General features: G+C 40.6%; 18 protein-coding genes. 5 read left to right on the forward strand and 13 right to left on the reverse strand.

All coding sequences use genetic code 11. From position 1 onward, the window contains the following. Positions 1-5 precede the first annotated feature (5 nt). The 3 genes from F909_RS11305 to F909_RS11295 form a co-directional block, all read right to left on the reverse strand. On the reverse strand, positions 6-467 hold the full coding sequence (locus tag F909_RS11305) for an NfeD family protein (RefSeq protein ID WP_005150207.1): 462 nt from the start codon (positions 465-467) through the stop codon (positions 6-8). 182 nt (positions 468-649) lie between these two features. After that, entirely contained in the window at positions 650-1,567 is a 918-nt protein-coding gene (locus F909_RS11300; protein ID WP_005150210.1) for a patatin-like phospholipase family protein, read from the reverse strand. A 62-nt stretch (positions 1,568-1,629) separates the two neighbouring features. After that, complete coding sequence (locus F909_RS11295; protein WP_005150213.1) at positions 1,630-2,256, reverse strand: lysophospholipid acyltransferase family protein; 627 nt, start codon at positions 2,254-2,256, stop codon at positions 1,630-1,632. A 145-nt stretch (positions 2,257-2,401) separates the two neighbouring features. On the opposite strand from F909_RS11295, the gene F909_RS11290 reads away from it, so the two are divergent. From F909_RS11290 to F909_RS11270, 5 genes are all read left to right on the forward strand, one after another. Beyond that, positions 2,402-3,649, forward strand: coding sequence for an MFS transporter (locus F909_RS11290; RefSeq protein ID WP_005150216.1), 1,248 nt, complete (start codon positions 2,402-2,404; stop codon positions 3,647-3,649). 336 nt (positions 3,650-3,985) lie between these two features. Next, the gene (locus F909_RS11285) at positions 3,986-5,092 is read left to right on the forward strand and encodes a porin (protein WP_005150218.1); all 1,107 of its coding nucleotides are present in this window, start codon (positions 3,986-3,988) and stop codon (positions 5,090-5,092) included. A 295-nt stretch (positions 5,093-5,387) separates the two neighbouring features. Next, positions 5,388-7,025 carry a phosphoethanolamine transferase gene (locus F909_RS11280; RefSeq protein WP_005150219.1) on the forward strand — a complete coding sequence of 546 codons (1,638 nt, stop codon included), beginning with the start codon at positions 5,388-5,390 and terminating at the stop codon, positions 7,023-7,025. A 14-nt stretch (positions 7,026-7,039) separates the two neighbouring features. Continuing rightward, a complete protein-coding gene (locus F909_RS11275) occupies positions 7,040-7,717 on the forward strand; it encodes a DNA-binding response regulator PmrA (RefSeq protein WP_005150223.1) in 678 nt (225 codons plus the stop codon). 4 nt (positions 7,718-7,721) lie between these two features. Continuing rightward, a complete protein-coding gene (locus F909_RS11270) occupies positions 7,722-9,065 on the forward strand; it encodes an ATP-binding protein (protein WP_005150225.1) in 1,344 nt (447 codons plus the stop codon). Between the two features lie 27 nt (positions 9,066-9,092). Here the strand turns inward: F909_RS11270 and F909_RS11265 are convergent, their stop codons facing one another. The 10 genes from F909_RS11265 to F909_RS11220 all read right to left on the reverse strand — a co-directional run bounded on the left by F909_RS11265 (position 9,093) and on the right by F909_RS11220 (position 18,976). Next, positions 9,093-9,905, reverse strand: a complete 813-nt coding sequence (locus tag F909_RS11265; protein ID WP_005150228.1) for a BUD32 family EKC/KEOPS complex subunit — start codon at positions 9,903-9,905, stop codon at positions 9,093-9,095. A 74-nt stretch (positions 9,906-9,979) separates the two neighbouring features. Beyond that, on the reverse strand, positions 9,980-10,684 hold the full coding sequence (locus F909_RS11260; protein ID WP_005150230.1) for a phosphatase PAP2 family protein: 705 nt from the start codon (positions 10,682-10,684) through the stop codon (positions 9,980-9,982). 243 nt (positions 10,685-10,927) lie between these two features. Continuing rightward, complete coding sequence (locus F909_RS11255) at positions 10,928-11,653, reverse strand: amino acid ABC transporter ATP-binding protein (RefSeq protein ID WP_171067168.1); 726 nt, start codon at positions 11,651-11,653, stop codon at positions 10,928-10,930. Between the two features lie 14 nt (positions 11,654-11,667). Further along, entirely contained in the window at positions 11,668-12,351 is a 684-nt protein-coding gene (locus tag F909_RS11250) for an ABC transporter permease subunit (RefSeq protein WP_005150234.1), read from the reverse strand. Position 12,352: 1 nt separating this feature from the next. Next, positions 12,353-13,096 carry an amino acid ABC transporter permease gene (locus F909_RS11245; protein WP_005150235.1) on the reverse strand — a complete coding sequence of 248 codons (744 nt, stop codon included), beginning with the start codon at positions 13,094-13,096 and terminating at the stop codon, positions 12,353-12,355. Positions 13,097-13,172: 76 nt separating this feature from the next. Then, positions 13,173-14,117: a transporter substrate-binding domain-containing protein gene (locus F909_RS11240; protein WP_005150236.1), complete on the reverse strand. Its 945-nt coding sequence runs from the start codon at positions 14,115-14,117 to the stop codon at positions 13,173-13,175. A 423-nt stretch (positions 14,118-14,540) separates the two neighbouring features. Then, positions 14,541-15,728: an ammonium transporter gene (locus F909_RS11235; RefSeq protein ID WP_005150238.1), complete on the reverse strand. Its 1,188-nt coding sequence runs from the start codon at positions 15,726-15,728 to the stop codon at positions 14,541-14,543. A 354-nt stretch (positions 15,729-16,082) separates the two neighbouring features. After that, positions 16,083-17,492, reverse strand: coding sequence for a short-chain fatty acid transporter (locus F909_RS11230; RefSeq protein WP_005150244.1), 1,410 nt, complete (start codon positions 17,490-17,492; stop codon positions 16,083-16,085). A gap of 135 nt (positions 17,493-17,627) precedes the next feature. Beyond that, positions 17,628-18,269: a CoA transferase subunit B gene (locus F909_RS11225; protein ID WP_005150245.1), complete on the reverse strand. Its 642-nt coding sequence runs from the start codon at positions 18,267-18,269 to the stop codon at positions 17,628-17,630. Between the two features lie 2 nt (positions 18,270-18,271). Beyond that, the gene (locus F909_RS11220) at positions 18,272-18,976 is read right to left on the reverse strand and encodes a CoA transferase subunit A (RefSeq protein ID WP_005150247.1); all 705 of its coding nucleotides are present in this window, start codon (positions 18,974-18,976) and stop codon (positions 18,272-18,274) included. Positions 18,977-19,115 lie beyond the last annotated feature (139 nt).

The following is a 19,115-nucleotide window of genomic DNA, read 5'->3' on the forward strand; positions in this document are numbered from 1 at the left end:
TGTGTTTATGACGTGCTATGCGGTTGAACGACTAAATCATTACCCAAAATATCAATAACTCGAACGCGATCGCCAACTTGTACGGGTACAGTGCAGCGACAATTCCATTCATCATTACCTAAAACAGGCATCGGAAAGCGCACAATAATTTGTCCATGTTCAAGCCCAGTTTGGATGACCATACCGACTTGACCAATGGTTGCTTCACGAGGAAGTCCTGCTTTGGTTTTATCGATGGAGAGAGGTTTGATAAATTTGAACCAAAGAATCGTGCATAAAATAGATAAAATTCCCCAAGTAATCACTTGGGTCGTAAAGCCCATCATCGGGAAAAGCCACAGTAAAATACAGACCATGACTGCTGCTATGCCAAACCATAATGCAGCAAAAGCAGGCAAAATTAACTCTGAAAGAATCAGTAAAATCCCTAATACAAACCAGTGCCAAGGTTCAACTACAAATTCCATAGATTTGCTCGCATCATTAAACGGAGTGGAGGTGAAAAAACATTCACCTTTAGCACTCTAGCAGATCATTATCTTTATGAATATACAAAGATTGTTTTTTTAGAATTTGGGGCTGATGGTCACGAGAAATCGTGCTTAGATTGTAAGTCGTTCTGTAGATCAACAGCCCTTGAAGAGGATTTTTAGAATTTAGATTTTGGCGCGGGCTTAAGGGCAGCGGGAGAGTTTTTAAATGTAGTAATCGCATTTCGAATAGCAGTGATCTTAGCTTGAGCAGCTTTTTCACCTTCCAAAATTGCTTCATTACTTGATTTAAGATCAAGTGCGCCGAGATGACCAACTTTAGGTTGAATCACGACAGTGGCTTGATTAAGCTCCTCATTGATACTTTGTTGCCCCATAATATTAATGGTCTGATCTAATAGGCCCCACATACTGAGGGGTTTACCACCGACTGGACGAGCAGAAATATCGACAGCAATCACAATATCTGCCCCCATATCTTTGGCTGTTTTGACGGGAATTGGGCTGACTAAGCCACCATCTACATATTTGGTATTGCCAATCACAGCAGGGACAAACACGTTTGGAATACTACAGGACGCACGTACCGCTTGGCCTGCATTGCCTTTGATAAACTCTGCTTTTTTCCCACTGTCTAAGCGCGTTGCGACCGCAGCAAAACGAATCGGGAATTGCTCGATCGGTTTATTGCCGACTTGTGTATTCACATAGTTTTGTAGTTTTTGACCGAGGATAATTCCTTGGCTATTGAGGGTTAGATCACGCAAATCAGATTCTTGCAGTTTTAAAGCTAGATTTTGCATTTGATAAGGTGTTTGACCGCTGGCGTAAATGCTGCCCACGAAGCTACCTGCACTGGTACCTGTCACAATTTTGGCTTTAATGCCATGAGATTCTAAAACTTTGATCACACCAATATGCGCGAAGCCCTTGGCACCGCCACCGCCTAAGGCTAGTGCAATCACGGGTTCACGGGCTTTAATTGCCGTTGTGGAGGGGGCTTTCTTTGCTGTTTGATCACAACCAAATAAAGCCAAGCTAAGAATAGCTAGGCAAGACAGTCGAGCAATTTTCATATCAGGTGCAGATAAAATGTACAAAAAGATGGGCACATCAGAGCAGATTTGCCTTCAACTTTCTAGTTTTTTTTCACAAGTTTTTGTAAGGGTTCAGCCAGCCAATCTGGATTCTTTGGTGAGAAGTGTCCCACATAGCATTGCATGATTTGCTCTAGGTCTTGTTGATAGTGACCTGTCGGAGTAAAAGCACCTAAGCAGTAAATGGTTTTATGATCGTAATCAAAGGCAAACATCACAATGGGAATCCCAGCGGCATGCGCGATATGATAAAAGCCACTCTTCATTTTTTCGGCTTTTTTGCGCGTACCTTCTGGGGCCATGCCAATCCAGATTTTATCATGCTGATGAATCGTAGCAACCACTTGCTCAGTTAAACCATGGGCACTATCCCGATGAACAGGAATCAATCCTGCCCAATCTAAAAAAGGCTTAAATGGCGGTTTAAACAAAGTATCTTTGCCTAACACGGTAATTTTTAAACCCAAACCACCAATGGCAAGAAAGCCATACCAACCATCAATATTAGAGGTATGCGGGGAGATAATTGCAACAGCTTTGGGTAAGTTTGGTATTTCACCAACGACCGTCCAGCCTTGCCCAAGAAAAATCTTTTTACACAGTGCACGGCTATAAGCGGTCCCGCGTTGTGGAACCAGCGGAGGTAAATCAGGAAAATGTTGTGGCATAAATCACGATATGTAATGACAACTATAATCATGTTAAACGCTCATTACGGGTACTGCATTGGCAAAAAATAAGATTTTATTGCCATGAAGATGAAAGGATTAGATACTTGAGCGACTTCATCGTATCGCCATGGAAAACGCAAAAATGACTAATCTTAGACAGGTTTACATTTTATTGTTTTCTTTATATTGGGCTCAGGGTTTACCTGTGGGATTTATGACCCATGCTTTACCCGTGATCTTAAGAGCGCAAGGCGTATCTTTGGCGCATATCGGCGGTTTCGGCTTATTGATGTTGCCTTGGTCGATTAAGATTTTTTGGGCAGCTTATGTGGATCGTTTTGCTGTATCAAAGTTAGGGCATTACCGTAGCTGGATCATTCCAACGCAACTTTGCAGCGTTGTTATTTTGATTGTCCTATCATTTTTTCCTATTCATGCTTTGGATCAACCGAGTTATCTGCTGATTTTCTTTGTGTTGCTACTTTTGATGAATTTAACTGGAGCAACCCAAGACATTGCAACTGATGGCTTGGCGGTGAATCTACTCAAAGGTGATCAACAGCATTGGGGCAATACCTTTCAAGTGATTGGATCTCGGTTAGGCTTTATTGTTGGGGGCGGAGCTGTACTCTGGTGCTTGGACTGGCTGCATTGGCAAAATACATTTCTGGCTTTAGCTGTTTTAGTTTTTTTAAATACATTGCCTGTTTTATGCTACCGAGAACCACAACACCAAAGCAAAACCACACCTGATAGAGTTGCTTCACAATCATTTATACACGCGGTGAAGACCTATTTAAATTATTTTCAATCCTCCAAAGAACTAAAAGCATGGTTGTTGGTGCTGATCAGTTTTAAAGTGGCTGATGGCCTCGCTGGTCCATTATTAAAACCTTTAATGGTCGATATGGGACTGGACTTCACTCAGATTGGTGTGTTTATTACCATGTTGGGTGCCGTGGCTGCATTGTTGGGCGCTGCTGTAGCAGGCTTATTATTGAAGCATTATTCCAGAATACATTGCTTACTGGTGTTTTCAGTTCTGAAAATCATCAGTTTAGGAGGATATACAGTTCTCGCTTATTACTATGAGGTTCAGAATCACATCACACCGATCTGGCTTTATGTCGTGAATGCATTCGAAGATGCCTGCTCAGCGATGTTATTGGTGGTGATGCTGACCCTGGTCATGCAGTACAGCCGTAAGAAATTTGCAGGAACAGACTTTACTTTCCAAGTCTCTATTATGGCAACGATAAGCGGATTGCTCTATTTATTCAGTGGCGTGATTGGCGATTGGCTTGGATACTATCGCTATTTGATCGTGATTTGTATCGTTTCGATGCTTTGTTTGGCACCAATTTATTATTGGAAAAATAAAGCAAGATAAAGATCATCTTTTATTACAATTTTTGTATTAAGCAGATACTTTGTGAAACAGAAAGTATTGGCTTAGAAGGGAATAGGATGATATTCGTCGGATTTTTTTGTTTTTTTGAATATAGAAAATAATAAGAAAAAATAGTTAATCGGAGGATATTAATTAATTGATATTGCAATTGATTTATTCATAAATAAAAGCATAAAAATGTTTTGTGCTCATAAAAAGTGAATGTATAAAAATTAAACTTTAGTCGAAATTGGAATAAATTAATAAGATTTTAATCGTTTTGTCATATAAAGTTAATGTGTAGGATTTGTTACAAATTTAACCAGGATGTAAACAATGAAAATCAAAATTGTAACAGCAGCAGTGCTTAGTTTACTTGCAACCACCACTTTTGCCGCACCAACATTTTATGGTGAGATCGATGCTAGTATTGATTATTTACCAGAAAAAAATGCGAAAAAGTCAAATAAAGACGTTTGGGAAATTAGCTCAAACAGCTCATTCCTTGGATTAAAGGGTGATGAAAAGCTGACTGAACGCTTAAGCGCAGTTTATGCGATTGAATGGGGCTTTAGTGCTGATGGCGATAGCAATGATTGGACGCAACGTAACCGTTTTGTCGGTTTAAAAGATGCACAATTAGGTACCCTGAAAATTGGTAAGCATGATACGCCTGTAAAACAATTATCAAGTGTGGTTGATACTTTCAACAACTATGTTGCTAATAAAGCAGATATCACAGGTATTTTTACGGGTGAAAACCGTATTGATAATGCCGTGGTTTATGAATCTCCAGCAGTAAAATTACTAGATGGTGCATTTAAATTTAATGCTTTACTAGCAACAGGTGAGTCTTCTGGTATTAAAGCAACCAGTGGTGGTGCAAAAGTTGCAGGTCGTGGTTTAGGTGATGCATGGTCAGCAACTGTAACTTACGAAAATCCACTCTTTGTTGCTGGTATCGGTTATGACAAAGCGATTCCAAGTAACTTTTTAGGTCGTGGTTTTTTAAATGCCTCAGATAAAGCGATTTCAGGAGATCAATTGTTTGCTGCTGCAAATACCTTACGTGCAATTGGTAAAGTAACGCCAATTGATGGTTTGGCATTAAAAGCTCTCTATCAAACTTCAGAAGTTGAAAAAGCAGAAGGGAACGCTGTTGGTTCAGAAAATATTGATGATACTCAAGGCTGGTTATTGGGTGCGGAATATAATATCCCACAAGCAAAAAACTGGACAGTGAAAGGTCAATATAGCCAGAATGACACCAGCTTTAAAACCAATACTGCTGATTTTAAAGCAAAACAAATTATTGCAGGTGCGGACTATGCTTTTAACAAACAAGTTAAAACCTATGGTTATGCTGGTTATTTGACACTTGAACAAGCAAGCAAAAAAGATAAGCAACCTGTTGCTGGTCTAGGTTTAGAATTCAAATTCTAATTTATTTTTGTTTGAAAACGCCCTTTAAGTTTGCTTAAAGGGCGTTTTTGTTTATATTGTTTTTCTTTAAATAGAATATTTATTCTCGTTAAACTCTAGGCTAGCGGATGGAGGGGTGCTTCGATACGGATTTATAAAAAAAAGACATTACTCATACTTTAATTAATTCAACTCTTAATTAACTCAATTTTTAACCTGTCTTTTTTGGGTTCCTATTGTTTTGTTTAAGTCATTTTTAAGTTTTTATTCTTATCTTTAAAAAAGCTAAGAAATTTATTTTTAGATTGTGATGCTTATGTTGCTAAAAAGACTCAAAACCAAGACCATTTCATTACTCGCCTTCAATGTGCTACTTGCAGTTTGGTTAGGGGTTTTTCTAAATTTTGCATTTTATGAAAAGATGCAGACACTTACACCTTATACAGGGATTAAGGCGGGACTCTTTTTAGCCGCCTCTGTTGCTGTGGTGACTGCTTTATATTTCTTTATTTTCCAAATATTAAACTGGAAGTGGACAGCAAAACCCGTTGCAATTGTTTTGGTGTTTATTGGTGGTTTTGCATCTTATGCTGTCAGTTCTCTAGGGGTCTGGATTACCTCTGATCAGATTCAAAACTTAATGCAAACAGATATCGCAGAAGCAAAAGATACTTGGTCTTGGCATTTGGTTGAATGGACGCTAGGGATGACTATTTTGCCAATCATTGCTATTTTGATGGTTAAAATTAAATCAGAACCTATTGTTAAACAGATATTGACAAAGTTGATTGCCTCTGTTGTTTCTTTAGTTATGATTGGCGGTTTATTATTTGTTTTTTATGTTGATTTTGCTGCAATATTTCGTGAAAATCGTGATTTGAAGGGCATGATTTCCCCTCAAAATATGATTGCCTCATTTGTTTCTTATTATAAAAAGAAAGCACCTAAAGAAAACTTACCTTTAGTTATTTATGGCGAAGATGCCCAAGTGATCCAAACTGCGAAAGGTTTACCGAAACTGATCGTGTTGGTGGTAGGTGAAACTGCACGTGCAGAAAATTTCTCTTTAAATGGTTATGCAAAGAATACAAATCCTAAATTATCCAAACAAGATATTTTGAATTTCTCTCAAGTGAGCTCTTGTGGTACAGCTACGGCGGTTTCAGTCCCGTGTATGTTTTCGGGCATGAAAAGAGAAGATTATGATGAGCGTTTAGCAAGTCATCGTGAAGGACTACTCGATATTGCGAAACGAGCAGGTTATCAAGTGACTTGGATTGATAATAACTCAGGTTGTAAAGGGACTTGCGATCGTGTGGAGTTGTATAAAATTCCTGAACCTATTCAGAAAAAATGGTGTAAGGATGGTGAATGTCTTGATGATATTTTAATTGACAGTTTAAAAGCATATATAACAACGATTCCAAAAGAGGATACACGTCCTCGCTTAGTTGTTTTGCATCAAATGGGCAGCCATGGTCCTGCGTATTATAAACGGATACCACCAGAATATCGTGTTTTTAAGCCGACTTGCGATACCAATGCAATTCAAGGTTGTACTCAACAAGCTTTGGTGAACAGCTATGATAATACTTTGCTTTATACGGATTATGTTTTAGATTCATTGATTGAAACACTAAAAAACACAACGCAATATCAAACGGGTTTGTGGTATTTGTCTGATCATGGCGAGTCGACAGGTGAGCGCGGTATGTATTTGCATGGAGCACCATATGCTATTGCACCTTCTCAGCAAACTCATGTTCCAATGGTGATGTGGTTTTCTCAGGCATGGCAGCAACAAGCGGCTAAGCAAATGAGTTGTTTGGCTCAGCAAAGTAAAAACAAGCTCAGTCAAGATAATTTATTTCCAACCATGCTCAGTTTGCTTGATATAAAAACCAAAGTAATTAACGCTAAAGATGACATGTTGCAAACATGTGCTAACCCATAAGGTGAAATGAAATCATGACCAAGATATTGATGATAGAAGATGATTTTATGATTGCAGAGTCAACATTGACTTTATTGCGATATCATCAGTTTGATGTGGAATGGGTCAATAATGGGGTTGATGGGCTGGCTTTGTTAACCAAGCAATCATTTGATTTGGTGTTGTTAGATTTGGGCCTGCCATTAATGGATGGTATGCAAATACTCAAACAGATCCGCCAACGTAGTACTGTTCCTGTTCTGATTATTTCTGCTCGAGACCAGTTGCAGAATCGGGTTGATGGATTAAACCAAGGGGCAGATGATTATTTGATCAAGCCTTATGAGTTTGACGAGCTGCTTGCGCGGATTAATGCCTTGTTACGCCGTGGTAGTAATGAAGCTGCACAGCTAAAAAGCCAGTCTCAGTTGTTAAAAAGTGGTGAGCTGACTTTGGATGTAGAACAGCATTTAGCGACCTTTAAGGGACAGCAGATCGAGCTTTCTAATCGGGAATGGGCGATTCTGATTCCGATGGTGTCCCATCCAAACAAGATTTTCTCAAAAGCTAATTTGGAAGACAAGTTGTACGATTTTGATAGTGAAGTAACCAGTAATACGATTGAGGTGTATGTGCATCATCTGCGTGCCAAACTTGGTAAGGACTTTATACGTACGATTCGTGGCTTAGGTTATCGTTTGGGGCAAGCTTAAATTGATGAAAACAACAAAGCATTATTCACTCAAAAAAAGACTGATTTGGGGAACATCCATTTTCAGTATTGTGCTGGGTTGTTTTTTAATTTTAGCGGCATATAAGATTTCATTGCATGAAGTCGATGAAATTTTAGATACGCAAATGCAATATATGGCGGAGCGTTCTACGTATAAGCCCTTGACCCCGATTGCCAGTCGGGTTGAGTTACATCGTACCTATCATGAAGAAGATTTACTCATAGATATTTGGGCTTATAAAGATCAAAGTCACTTATGGCATCAGACACATTTATTGGTTCCTCCTGTAAAGCAAGCAGGGTTTTATACCCAAAATACACCGCAAGGTAAGTGGCGTGTTTATGTCATTCCTTTAGAAGATTATCAGATTCAAGTAAGCCAGCAAGAGGACGTTCGCCATGCTTTTGCATGGGAACTCGCGGGGAGTATGTTTGTTCCATATATACTCTTGTTGCCAATTGCAATTATCGTTTTGGCATTTATTATTCGTCTAAGTCTAAAACCTTTGGATGATTTTAAAGAGGAACTCATCCAGCGTGATTCTGATGGATTATCACCTATCGATATTAAAGATTATCCACAAGAATTATTACCTACTATTGAAGAAATGAATCGTTTATTTGAACGAATTCAACATGCGCAGACGGAACAGAAGCAATTCATTGCAGATGCGGCACATGAGCTCAGAACACCTGTGACGGCATTGAATTTGCAAACTCGCATCCTGATTAGCCAATTTCCTGAACATGAAGCTTTACAGAATCTGAGCAAGGGTTTAGCCCGTATTCAACATTTGGTTACTCAACTTTTAGCTTTGGCAAAACAAGATGTTGCGCTGAGCTTAATCGAACCAAATACACATTTTAAACTCAATGATGTAGCTTTAAATTGTGTAGAGCAATTGGTGAATTTAGCCATGCAAAAGGAGATTGATTTAGGTTTTGAGCGTAATGATCCAATTGAGATGCAGAGTCTTGAATCAACCGTACATTCGATTATTTTTAATTTGATTGATAACGCAATTAAATACACACCCAATCAAGGAATTATAAATATTTCAGTATATAGCGATACCGATGATTTTGCTTATATTCAAATTGAGGACAGTGGTACGGGTATTGATCCTGAACAATACGACAAAGTGCTGAAACGTTTTTACCGCGTGCATCATCATTTAGAAGTGGGTAGTGGGTTGGGACTCTCTATTGTGGATAAAGCCACGCAGCGTTTAGGTGGCATTTTAACTTTGTCGAGAAGTATTGAATTGGGTGGCTTGAGTGTATTGGTCAAGCTCCCTAAAAAAATGGCACATCATGAACAGCATTAATAATGATGAAAGCAGCTCATCTAGTTTTTATTCGCTATTCGTGACTTCGGCTTGATCTTTTAAATAACGAAGGAACAGCACACATTTTTGAATGCGTTTGCCATCATTACCCACTTTACTCACATTCAAACGCAATACCCAGTTCAAACGTTTTCCAACTTTACAAATATCTTTGTAAACTTGAGGTTCATCTTGCAAAGCTTGGTAAAGTATCTGACTGGCTTGCTCCAGTTGTTCAAACTCAAAATGATACGCGGTTGAAAAAATAAATAGCAACCAGTCACGCACAAAACAATCATGTAGGCTAAGGACATCTTGTGGATCAGTCTCAAAATCAATAAAAGTGAATTGATTTTGTTGATCAACCAAAATATTCCGAGCGAAGGCTTCGCTTAAATAACCTTGTTGTTGATGTAATTGGCTAATCGATTGAATTGCTTTATAAAAAAGTTTGAATTGTTCTTCGGCATGATCTTTCAAGCTTCCTAACTTTTGATCGAGCTGACTAACAGGACTTTGGCGCTGAGAACCAACATCTTCCAATAAGATGCCTTTTTTAGACAGAGCCAACACATTCGGGGTTGAAATCCCCAACGCTTTGAGCTGTTGGATGCGCTTGAATTCACATTGGATTGCAGCAGATCCCCCTTGGTTGGGAACAGGGGTAATTGAACCTAAATTGAATATTTTTGCTAGCCATTTCAATGGAGTATAAAGCCATAATCCATGACGTTCAGATGCTTTTTTCAGCCAGACTTTACGTGAATCTAGTTCATAAGATTGAATAGAGTCGGATTGAGTCGTTAAAGTGGATTCTAAAAACGTTTGGTAGTCAGACATACGGCAGCAAAAATAATCCTAATGTGAGCGTCGAACGTACTCGTTCAATGAGTACGGGCGTCCACTTTACCACATCAGATGTTGGAAACGGTACTGGAATTGCGATTTGTAACGTCTTGATGATGCTTATAAGTCAATGCATAACAGACCAAGTTAATTGCCACGCAGAACCAAGCGGTCCAGAGGTTATGACTCAGGAAATGTGCGCCGCGCATCATTTGTGCCCAGCCCATGGCGAAACCAATAATCATGGCTGCAATTAGATAAAACCAAGCACGCTGTGTTTGATCTAATCGATAGACAAAATAACCCGTGACCAGTGCAAAACCTGTGCTGGCATGTCCGCCAGGAAAACAATGTCCAGCAGTAGCAGAAAAATCCCAAATAAAACCTGTTGCAGTTTCATGGGTCATGTACCACGGACAAGCATGAGAAGAGTGGGCTTTGAATAGTCCTACAATACAGGTGCAGAGCATACTGACCCAAAACATATAGCCATATTGCCAACGTCGAGCTTTTAGTTTTTCTACTTTAAAAGAAGCACACCATAAAAGGAAAAAACAGACATAAACGATGGTTAATAGTTGTTTGACATAAGTGTGGTTAAGTTTATCGAGGAACCAATCATTTTTATAAGGAAACGATCCATGTATGCTGACCCAAGGCTGAATGAGATGTAAGTCAATTGCGCCACCGACAGGAAATACGAATAACAAGATGAAAAAGCTGATCAATAATATAAAGCTCGTCAATGCGAAAAAAGGTGTTTTCAGAATCATAGAACGTATTATTAAGGTCAGATGAAAATTGTGTTATTTAATGTGAATAAGCTTAATTGGTTCTTAAATAATCATAAAAATGTAATAATAGCTGATAATCAAAAAAAAACATATTTTATTTTAAGTATATGAAATATTTAAATTCATATTGCTATATTTTCAGCCATGAGCGGAATTATTCTATTATTAAAAAAATAAAGCAGCCAAAACGCTGCTATATTTTTTTTAGTGAGTAAGATTGGCTTAATGTAGGATCTTATCCAGAAATTGTTGGGCACGTTCGCCACGTGGTGTGCCAAAGAATTCATCTTTAGAGCAGTCTTCTACAATTTTTCCTTGATCCATGAAAATAATACGATTGGCTACCTGACGGGCAAAGCCCATTTCATGCGTTACACACATCATGGTCATGCCTTCTTTGGCCAGTCCGACCATCACATCGAGTACTTCATTGATCATTTCAGGGTCAAGTGCAGAAGTTGGTTCATCAAACAGCATCGCAATCGGGTCCATACTGAGTGCACGAGCAATTGCAACTCGCTGTTGTTGCCCGCCTGAAAGCTGAGCAGGGTATTTATTTGCATGGGCACTCAACCCAACCCGATCCAGATAGGCTAGTCCTTTCTTATTTGCTTCCGCTTCTGAACGACCAAGCACCTTGATTTGTGCAATAGTCAGGTTTTCGGTAATGCTCAAGTGTGGAAACAGTTCAAAGTGTTGGAAGACCATACCTACTCGGCTACGTAGTTTCGTCATATCGGTTTTGGGTTCGTGAACAGGCACTCCATCCACAAAGATTTTACCTTGTTGAAATGGTTCTAGGCCGTTCACGGTTTTAATTAGGGTTGATTTTCCCGAACCAGATGGACCGCAGACCACCACCACTTCGCCTTGACAGATTTGAGTCGTACATTCAGTTAGTACCTGAAATTGTTCGTACCATTTACTGACATTTTGGAGGTCAATCATTACTTTATTGTCGTTCATACACTTAACCTCCTTTGTAAGCGTTTCACTGTGAATGTTGCTAAAGCACTGATGGTGAAGTACACCAGTCCTGCAAATAAAATATATTGGGTAAGTAAGGACATTAAATCGCCACGAACATAATTTGTTCTGAAAAAATCAAGTAAACCAATGGCATAAACCATGGTTGAATCTTGAAACAGGATAATTGTTTGCTGAAGCAGTAACGGTGTCATTTTTCTGAATGCCTGGGGCAGAATAATCAGTCGCATGGATTGGCCATAACTCATGCCCAATGCAGAAGCCGCAGCAGCTTGACCTTTGGGGATCGACTGAATACCAGCACGTACAATTTCAGAAAAATATGCAGCTTCAAATAGCATGAACGCCACGATACTTGAAACCAAAGCAGTATCAATGGTCAGGTATTGACCTGTGATCGCGGTATAAAGAAACGGAACGGCAAAGTAAAACCACATCAACACCAGCAGTAGGGGAATCGAGCGGAACAGGTCGACATAAGCCTGCGCAATCCAGTTCAGAATTTTGATCGAAGAGAGGCGCATCAGTGCCAGTATTGTACCAATCACAATACCGCCTATCGTTGCGATAACAACGACTTTTAAGGTAATGCTGAAACCATACCAAAGCGCAGGCCCAGACTGCTGTAAATCATTAAGAAAAGAAGTTAACCATTCCATACTACTTTCCTCCTGATATTAAACCAGGAATACGTAGACGTTTTTCCAGCAGGTTCATACTAAAAATAAGACAGACATTGATCACAATGAAAATGATGGTGACGTAGGTGTAAATTTCGATGGTGTTCTGGGTATATTCACTAATGGTTTTCATCTGCGAAATAATTTCTGCTACTCCAACCAAAGAGGCGACTGAGGTATTTTTTACGCAGTTGGTCAACTCTGAACTCAGCGGCGGTAAAATGGTGCGAAAAGACTGTGGCAGAATGATATAGCGATAGAGTTGTGCCGTGGAAAACCCCATGGCATAACCTGCATTAATTTGCCCCTTGGGTAAGGCTTCAATACCTGTCCGCACCTGTTCACATACACGTGCAGCCGTGAATAGTCCGAGCCCAACACTGGCAGAAATCAGGGCAGTGGTATTGGCACCCAGATCATTCATCCACCAGCTTTTGATGGGCGCAGGGAGAAAATTGGGAACCACATAAAACCAGATAAATAACTGAACAAGTAAAGGCACATTCCTGAACAGCGTGACATAGACTGTACCAACGGCTCTGGCGGTTTTATTCGGGAGCGTACGCATAATGCCAAGGATGCTGCCGAGAAGCATGGCAATGCTCCATGCGACAATCGCAATCACCACAAGCCATCCCAGACCCGTTATAATCCAGCTAAGGTAGGTTGTATCCCCGATACCTGTAGATTGCCACAAAACTCCCCAGTTCCAGCTATAATTCATAATAACTCCTGAGAAGAAGCGGGAGAACATCCACTGTTCCCCGGTTCCATAATAAGATTTTGGTTATAAGGACAAATTATTGATCCCGATCATGTGGATTGCTGATTAAGGCTTTGAGTTGATCAGACATGGCAAAGTTCAAATTAATGTTCTTTGGTGGAATCGGTTGCTGGAACCATTTTTCATACATCTTGTTGATTTCACCAGAGGCATAGGTTGCTTTAATAGCATCATCGACGACTTGTTTAAAACCTGTATCACCCTTACGCAGCATACAACCATAGATTTCATGAATCGGCGCAGTACCAACGATGTCCCATTGATTTGGGTCTTTGGCTTTGGATTTTTCACCTGCCAGTAGGATATCGTCCATCATAAAGGCCACAGCACGGCCATTTTGCAGCATCAAGAAAGATTCGGCATGGTCCTTGGCAGAAATGATTTCACCAATACCAAGTTCTTGCTGGTGTTGACGGATATAGCGTTCAGAGGTGGTTCCTGCTGTGGTCACCAGTTTTTTGCCTTTTAAATCTGAAAAATCTTTAATTCCAGAGTTTTTGGCAGTGAGCAATCGAGAGCCGACCTCAAAGAAACCAACAGAAAAATCAACCTGTTGCTGACGCTCTTTATTGTTGGTGGTCGAGCCACATTCCAGATCTACTGTACCATTCGATACTAAGGGAATACGGTTCTGGCTGGTCACAAGGTTGTAGCGGATTTTCAAATCTGGCATGTTGAGCTTTTGCTTCAATGCTTCAACAACTTTAAGTTGCAGATCATGCGCATAACCTACAGGCTGATTGGGGGTAGAGGCAATATAGGAAAATGGAATAGATGAATCACGATAACCGAGCACAATCGTGCCAGAGCTTTTGATTTTGTTTAACGTACCAGAGGTGGAAGCACTGCCTTCAGCAGCTTTTTCACCAGCTGCGGGTGCTTTATTGTCACTACAGGCACTTAAGCCGAGCATCAAGGCGCTTGCACAAAGCAGGGAGGTCATGGTGCGTTTAGGTGTCATATACAAAACTCCTTTTGTATCGTTATGATCGCATTCGTAATTGTTGCGGTTTAACCGTTCATTGTTATGAAAAATAATGTGCTCTTTTTATGCATAAAAAATACATTATTTTTCATCTTAATAGACTTCAATACGATTGCTCAAGCGATATTCTTTACCGTTTTGTTAATAGTAACTGTCGATGAATTAAGCAATTTTTAAATGAATGAATTACATTAAAAATTGCAAGAAACGTAAAGCATAATATGTGCCATGATTGTTATTTTGATTTCAAATGCAACCAAGAGTTGCTGTGTGGCACATGGGCTATCAAATAGTTTCTGGTGCTGACAGAGGCGCATCAATTGCAGTGTAAAAGCACTCATTTTTTAATCAAACATAAAAAAAGCGGCATGGATAGCCGCTTAAATAGACTGAAAAAGACTAGAACATTGATTCTTCAGAGTTGGCTGAAATTTTGTGAATGGAAAGGTCTGCACCACGGTATTCATCCTCTTGAGAAAGGCGAATTCCTATGGTTACTTTGAGTAGACCATACACAATGAAACCGCCTGCAAGTGCAATGCCGATACCTAAGCTGGTGCCAATGATCTGAGAAATGATCGACACGCCACCGAGACCGCCAAGTGCTTGTTGCCCAAAGATTCCTGCAGCAATACCGCCTAATGCGCCACATACGCCGTGTAATGGCCACACCCCAAGTACATCATCTACTTTCAGCTTGTTTTGAGTGTAAGTAAATAAGTAAACAAAGAGTGCACCAGCAGTACCTCCAATTACCAATGCACCAATTGGGTGCACAATATCTGAGCCTGCACAGATCGCCACTAGTCCAGCCAATGGACCATTGTGTAAGAAACCAGGGTCATCTTTACCCATAAAGTTTGCAGCTAAGGTTCCACCGACCATTGCCATCAAAGAATTGATTGCAACGAGACCAGAAATTGCTTCGACACGTTGTGCACTCATCACGTTAAACCCAAACCAACCAACGATCAGAATCCATGAACCTAATGCAAGGAATGGAATCGATGAAGGTGGGTGTGCACTGACACGACCATCATTTTTATAACGGCCATGACGTGCACCGAGTAAAATTACAGCAGCCAAGGCAATCCATCCACCCATTGCATGCACGACAACTGAGCCTGCAAAGTCATGGAAACTTGCACCAAAAGAGCTCTCTAACCATTTTTGCAGACCATAGTTACCATTCCAGATCATGCCTTCGAAAAAAGGATAGATCAATGCAACCAAGATCAGTGTTGCAATCGCTTGAGCGCGCATTTTGGCACGTTCTGCAATGCCACCTGAGATAATGGCTGGAATTGCAGCGGCAAAGGTGAGTAAGAAGAAGCAGCGCATCAGGTTATAGCCATGATCGGCTGCTAAGGTGCTGCCTGCATGGAAAAAGTTTTGACCATATGCAATCCAATAGCCTACAAAGAAATAGGCAATCGCTGAAATGGCAAAATCTGTAAGGATTTTACTCAGTGCATTGACTTGGTTTTTATGGCGGACTGTGCCTAATTCCAAGAACGCAAAGCCAGCGTGCATTGCTAATACCAGTACTGCACCGAGCAGTAAGAAAAATAGATCTACGTTTTGCATAGTGGTGCTCAAAAAAAGTGCTAAATTTAAGTTTGGTGCAAATATTTGATTCATTTTTTGCACCAAAATAGATTTAGTAAATCTAAAAACTCAAGCTGTCTTAAAACAACTCAATTTGATGAGATTTATAAAGCAAAAAACGCACCAATATAGAAACTAAATTGTAATTTTGGTGAAAAGTGGTGCAATTTGCTTGAAAATAGCACAGTTTTTGGGTGTGGATAGAATTCAATACCAGAGTATAGATTTGATTTGTTTAGAGTTATGAACAATCGCGGACCATAATAAAACACCGTAACGTTTCACCCTGATCAGATTAAAGATGAAAGGTTACGGTGGATAATCATGACGTGGCTACATCACGGGTGGGGTATAGGTTAAGGTACGCCCTAAAATCCAAAGCAAGAACAACACCAAAGGAAGATGGAACACCAATTGAGTGACGGTAAAACCAATCACATCTTTGGCCTTGAGTTTCAAAATCCCCAACATCGGAAGCATAAAGAACGGATTGATCAGATTTGGCAATGCTTCAGCAGCATTATAAATTTGTACCGACCAGCCCAAATGTACTTGCAAATCATTGGCTGCTTGCATCACATAAGGTGCTTCAATAATCCATTTACCACCGCCAGATGGCACAAAGAAGCCCAGCACTGCAGAGTAGATACCCATCACAATCGCAAAGGTTTCTTTTGAAGCAATTGAAACAAAAAACTCTGCAATATAGTGCGATAGTGATAAATCCTGACTATTCAATGCTTGGGTCATAATGAAAGCAATACTGCCGTAGAGAGGGAACTGGATTAGAATCCCCGACACCGCAGGCACCGCCTGACTGACGGCATTAAGAAAGTTACGTGGGGTACGATGTAGTGCAAGACCGAGCATCAAGAACACAAAGTTATAGGTATTGAGGCTGGAAATGGCGATGATGGGATTGGTTTTAGAAAACTCGATAAACATCCAGATCAAGCCTAACGCCACCACAATAATGGTTAATAATGGGGAGTTCTCTAACCAATCCCCAGGCCGAGTCGATTTGACTTCGGTTTTTTCTTCTTCATCAAAGTTGAGCTCAAAATCCTGCATGGTTTTGACATTGTCACCTTTCGGTGCAGACCAATAGGCAATCGCAATCGAGACAATGACCAAGATCAAGGTCATGAGCATCGATTGCCATAGGAAGATGGTTTCGGTAAATGGAATCACTCCCGTTAAGTTGTAGATGGACTCGGGCAGGCTGGCTTTATTGGCTTGTAATTGTGCCGCAGACGAACTGATCCCTAGTGCCCAAGTTGCGCCCATACCAATAATTGCAGCAGCAGCGGCAGCACGGTAGTCCATTTGTAGCTCTTTACGCTTAGCCAACGCAATCACCAACAATGCGGTCAAAATGGTACTGACTGCCCAATTGACCAGAGAAATCAATAAACTGACTGTGGCCACCAATACGATCGCACTACGACCTGAGTGCGGAATACGTGCCATCTTCTGAATCAGTTTTTTCACAGGAGCAGAAACAGAAACCACATAACCGACAATAATCAGCATGGTCATTTGTAGGGTGAAGGGGATTAAACTCCAGAAACCATTCCCAAATGAACTGGCGACATCTTGTACAGATGCTCCAATACTGATGGCAGCAAAGGAAACAATAATCACACCGAGGAGGGCAAATATGTAGGAGTCGGGAAACCATTTTTCCGACCAATTACTAATATGCAAGGCAAAACGTTCTAACAAAGCAGGTTGTTTATTCATCTTCAGCATCCATCTTTGATTTTGTTGTATCTCATTCATTTGTCCTAAATGAATTTCTGCTGTTGAAAAGCAGCGAAAAGTGATGCTCCTAAAAAGCATCACTTCAATAAGAAAAATAAGATTGAAAAAGTTTGATTAAGCTTTGGCTTCAATCAAAAGTTCGACGCCCGTTGCAGCTTGAATCTGTTGTTCAGTCACATCAGGTGCTAATTCCACCAGTTTGATGCCGTCAGCAACGACATCCAAAACACCTAAGTCACTAATAATGCGATGCACGACTTTTTGACCTGTTAATGGCAAGCTGCATTGTTTAACGATTTTGGCAGTGCCATCTTTGGCATTGTGTTCCATCAACACCACCACACGCTGTACGCCTGCGACCAAATCCATCGCACCCCCCATACCTTTGACTTTCTTGCCCGGAATCATCCAGTTGGCCAAGTCACCTTGCTCGGAGACTTCCATTGCACCCAAAATGGCAATATTGACGTGTCCGCCACGAATCATGGCAAAGGATTCACTGCTTGAGAAAAATGCCGCACCTGCACGCGCGGTGACGGTTTGTTTGCCTGCATTGATTAAATCGGGGTCGAGTTGCTGTTCGGTTGGAAACTCACCAATGCCGAGTAAGCCATTTTCCGATTGCAGCCACACATCCATATCCTCTGGAATGTAGTTGGCAACTAGAGTTGGCAGGCCAATACCGAGGTTGACGTAGAAACCATCTTGTAATTCTTGTGCGGCACGTTGTGCCATTTGTTCACGTGTCCATGCCATGATTATGCGTCCTGTGCTTTTAGGGTTTTTTGTTCGATCCGTTTTTCTGGCGTGGCATTCAGAACCACACGATTGACATAAATCCCTGCTAAATGGATTTCATCTGGATCCAGTTCGCCAATTTCAACAATGTGTTCAACTTCGGCAATGGTGATTTTTCCAGCCATTGCACATTCTGGGTTAAAGTTTTGTGCAGTTTTACGAAACACTAGATTGCCAGCTTTGTCTGCTTTATAGGCTTTGACCAGTGCCACATCCGCAGTGAGAGATGGTTCCAGAATATAGGTACGGCCATTAAATTCGCGCTGTTCCTTACCTTCAGCGATCAATGTGCCTGCACCTGTTGCGGTATAAAAGGCAGGAATACCTGCGCCGCCAGCACGTAATTTTTCCGCCAATGTGCCTTGCGGGGTGAGTTCAACTTCAAGTTCGCCATTTAGATATTGGCGTTCGAATTCTTTATTTTCGCCCACATAAGAAGAAATCATTTTTTTAATTTGCCGGGTCTTGAGCAAGACACCTAAGCCAAAATCATCAATACCAGCATTATTGGAGATACAGGTCAGGCCCGTGACTCCTGTTTCTTTAAGCGCCTGAATCAAGGCCTCAGGAATACCGCATAAGCCAAAACCGCCAACCGCAAAAGTCTGCTGATCTTGCACCACATCTTGTAGCGCCAGTGCTGCCGTTGAATAGACTTTATTCATTTTTTCACCTGTAAATTCCTTGGTTTCTATTAGTTTTAGCACTCAAGGATTATTTACAGAAGTTTAAATTTTTAAAGGATTAATGAGGGAAACTCATTAATATAAGAAAATTCATATATTTCACTAACGGGACTCTGAC

This window comes from Acinetobacter sp. ANC 3929 (genome assembly GCF_000369405.1).
GTDB lineage: Bacteria > Pseudomonadota > Gammaproteobacteria > Pseudomonadales > Moraxellaceae > Acinetobacter.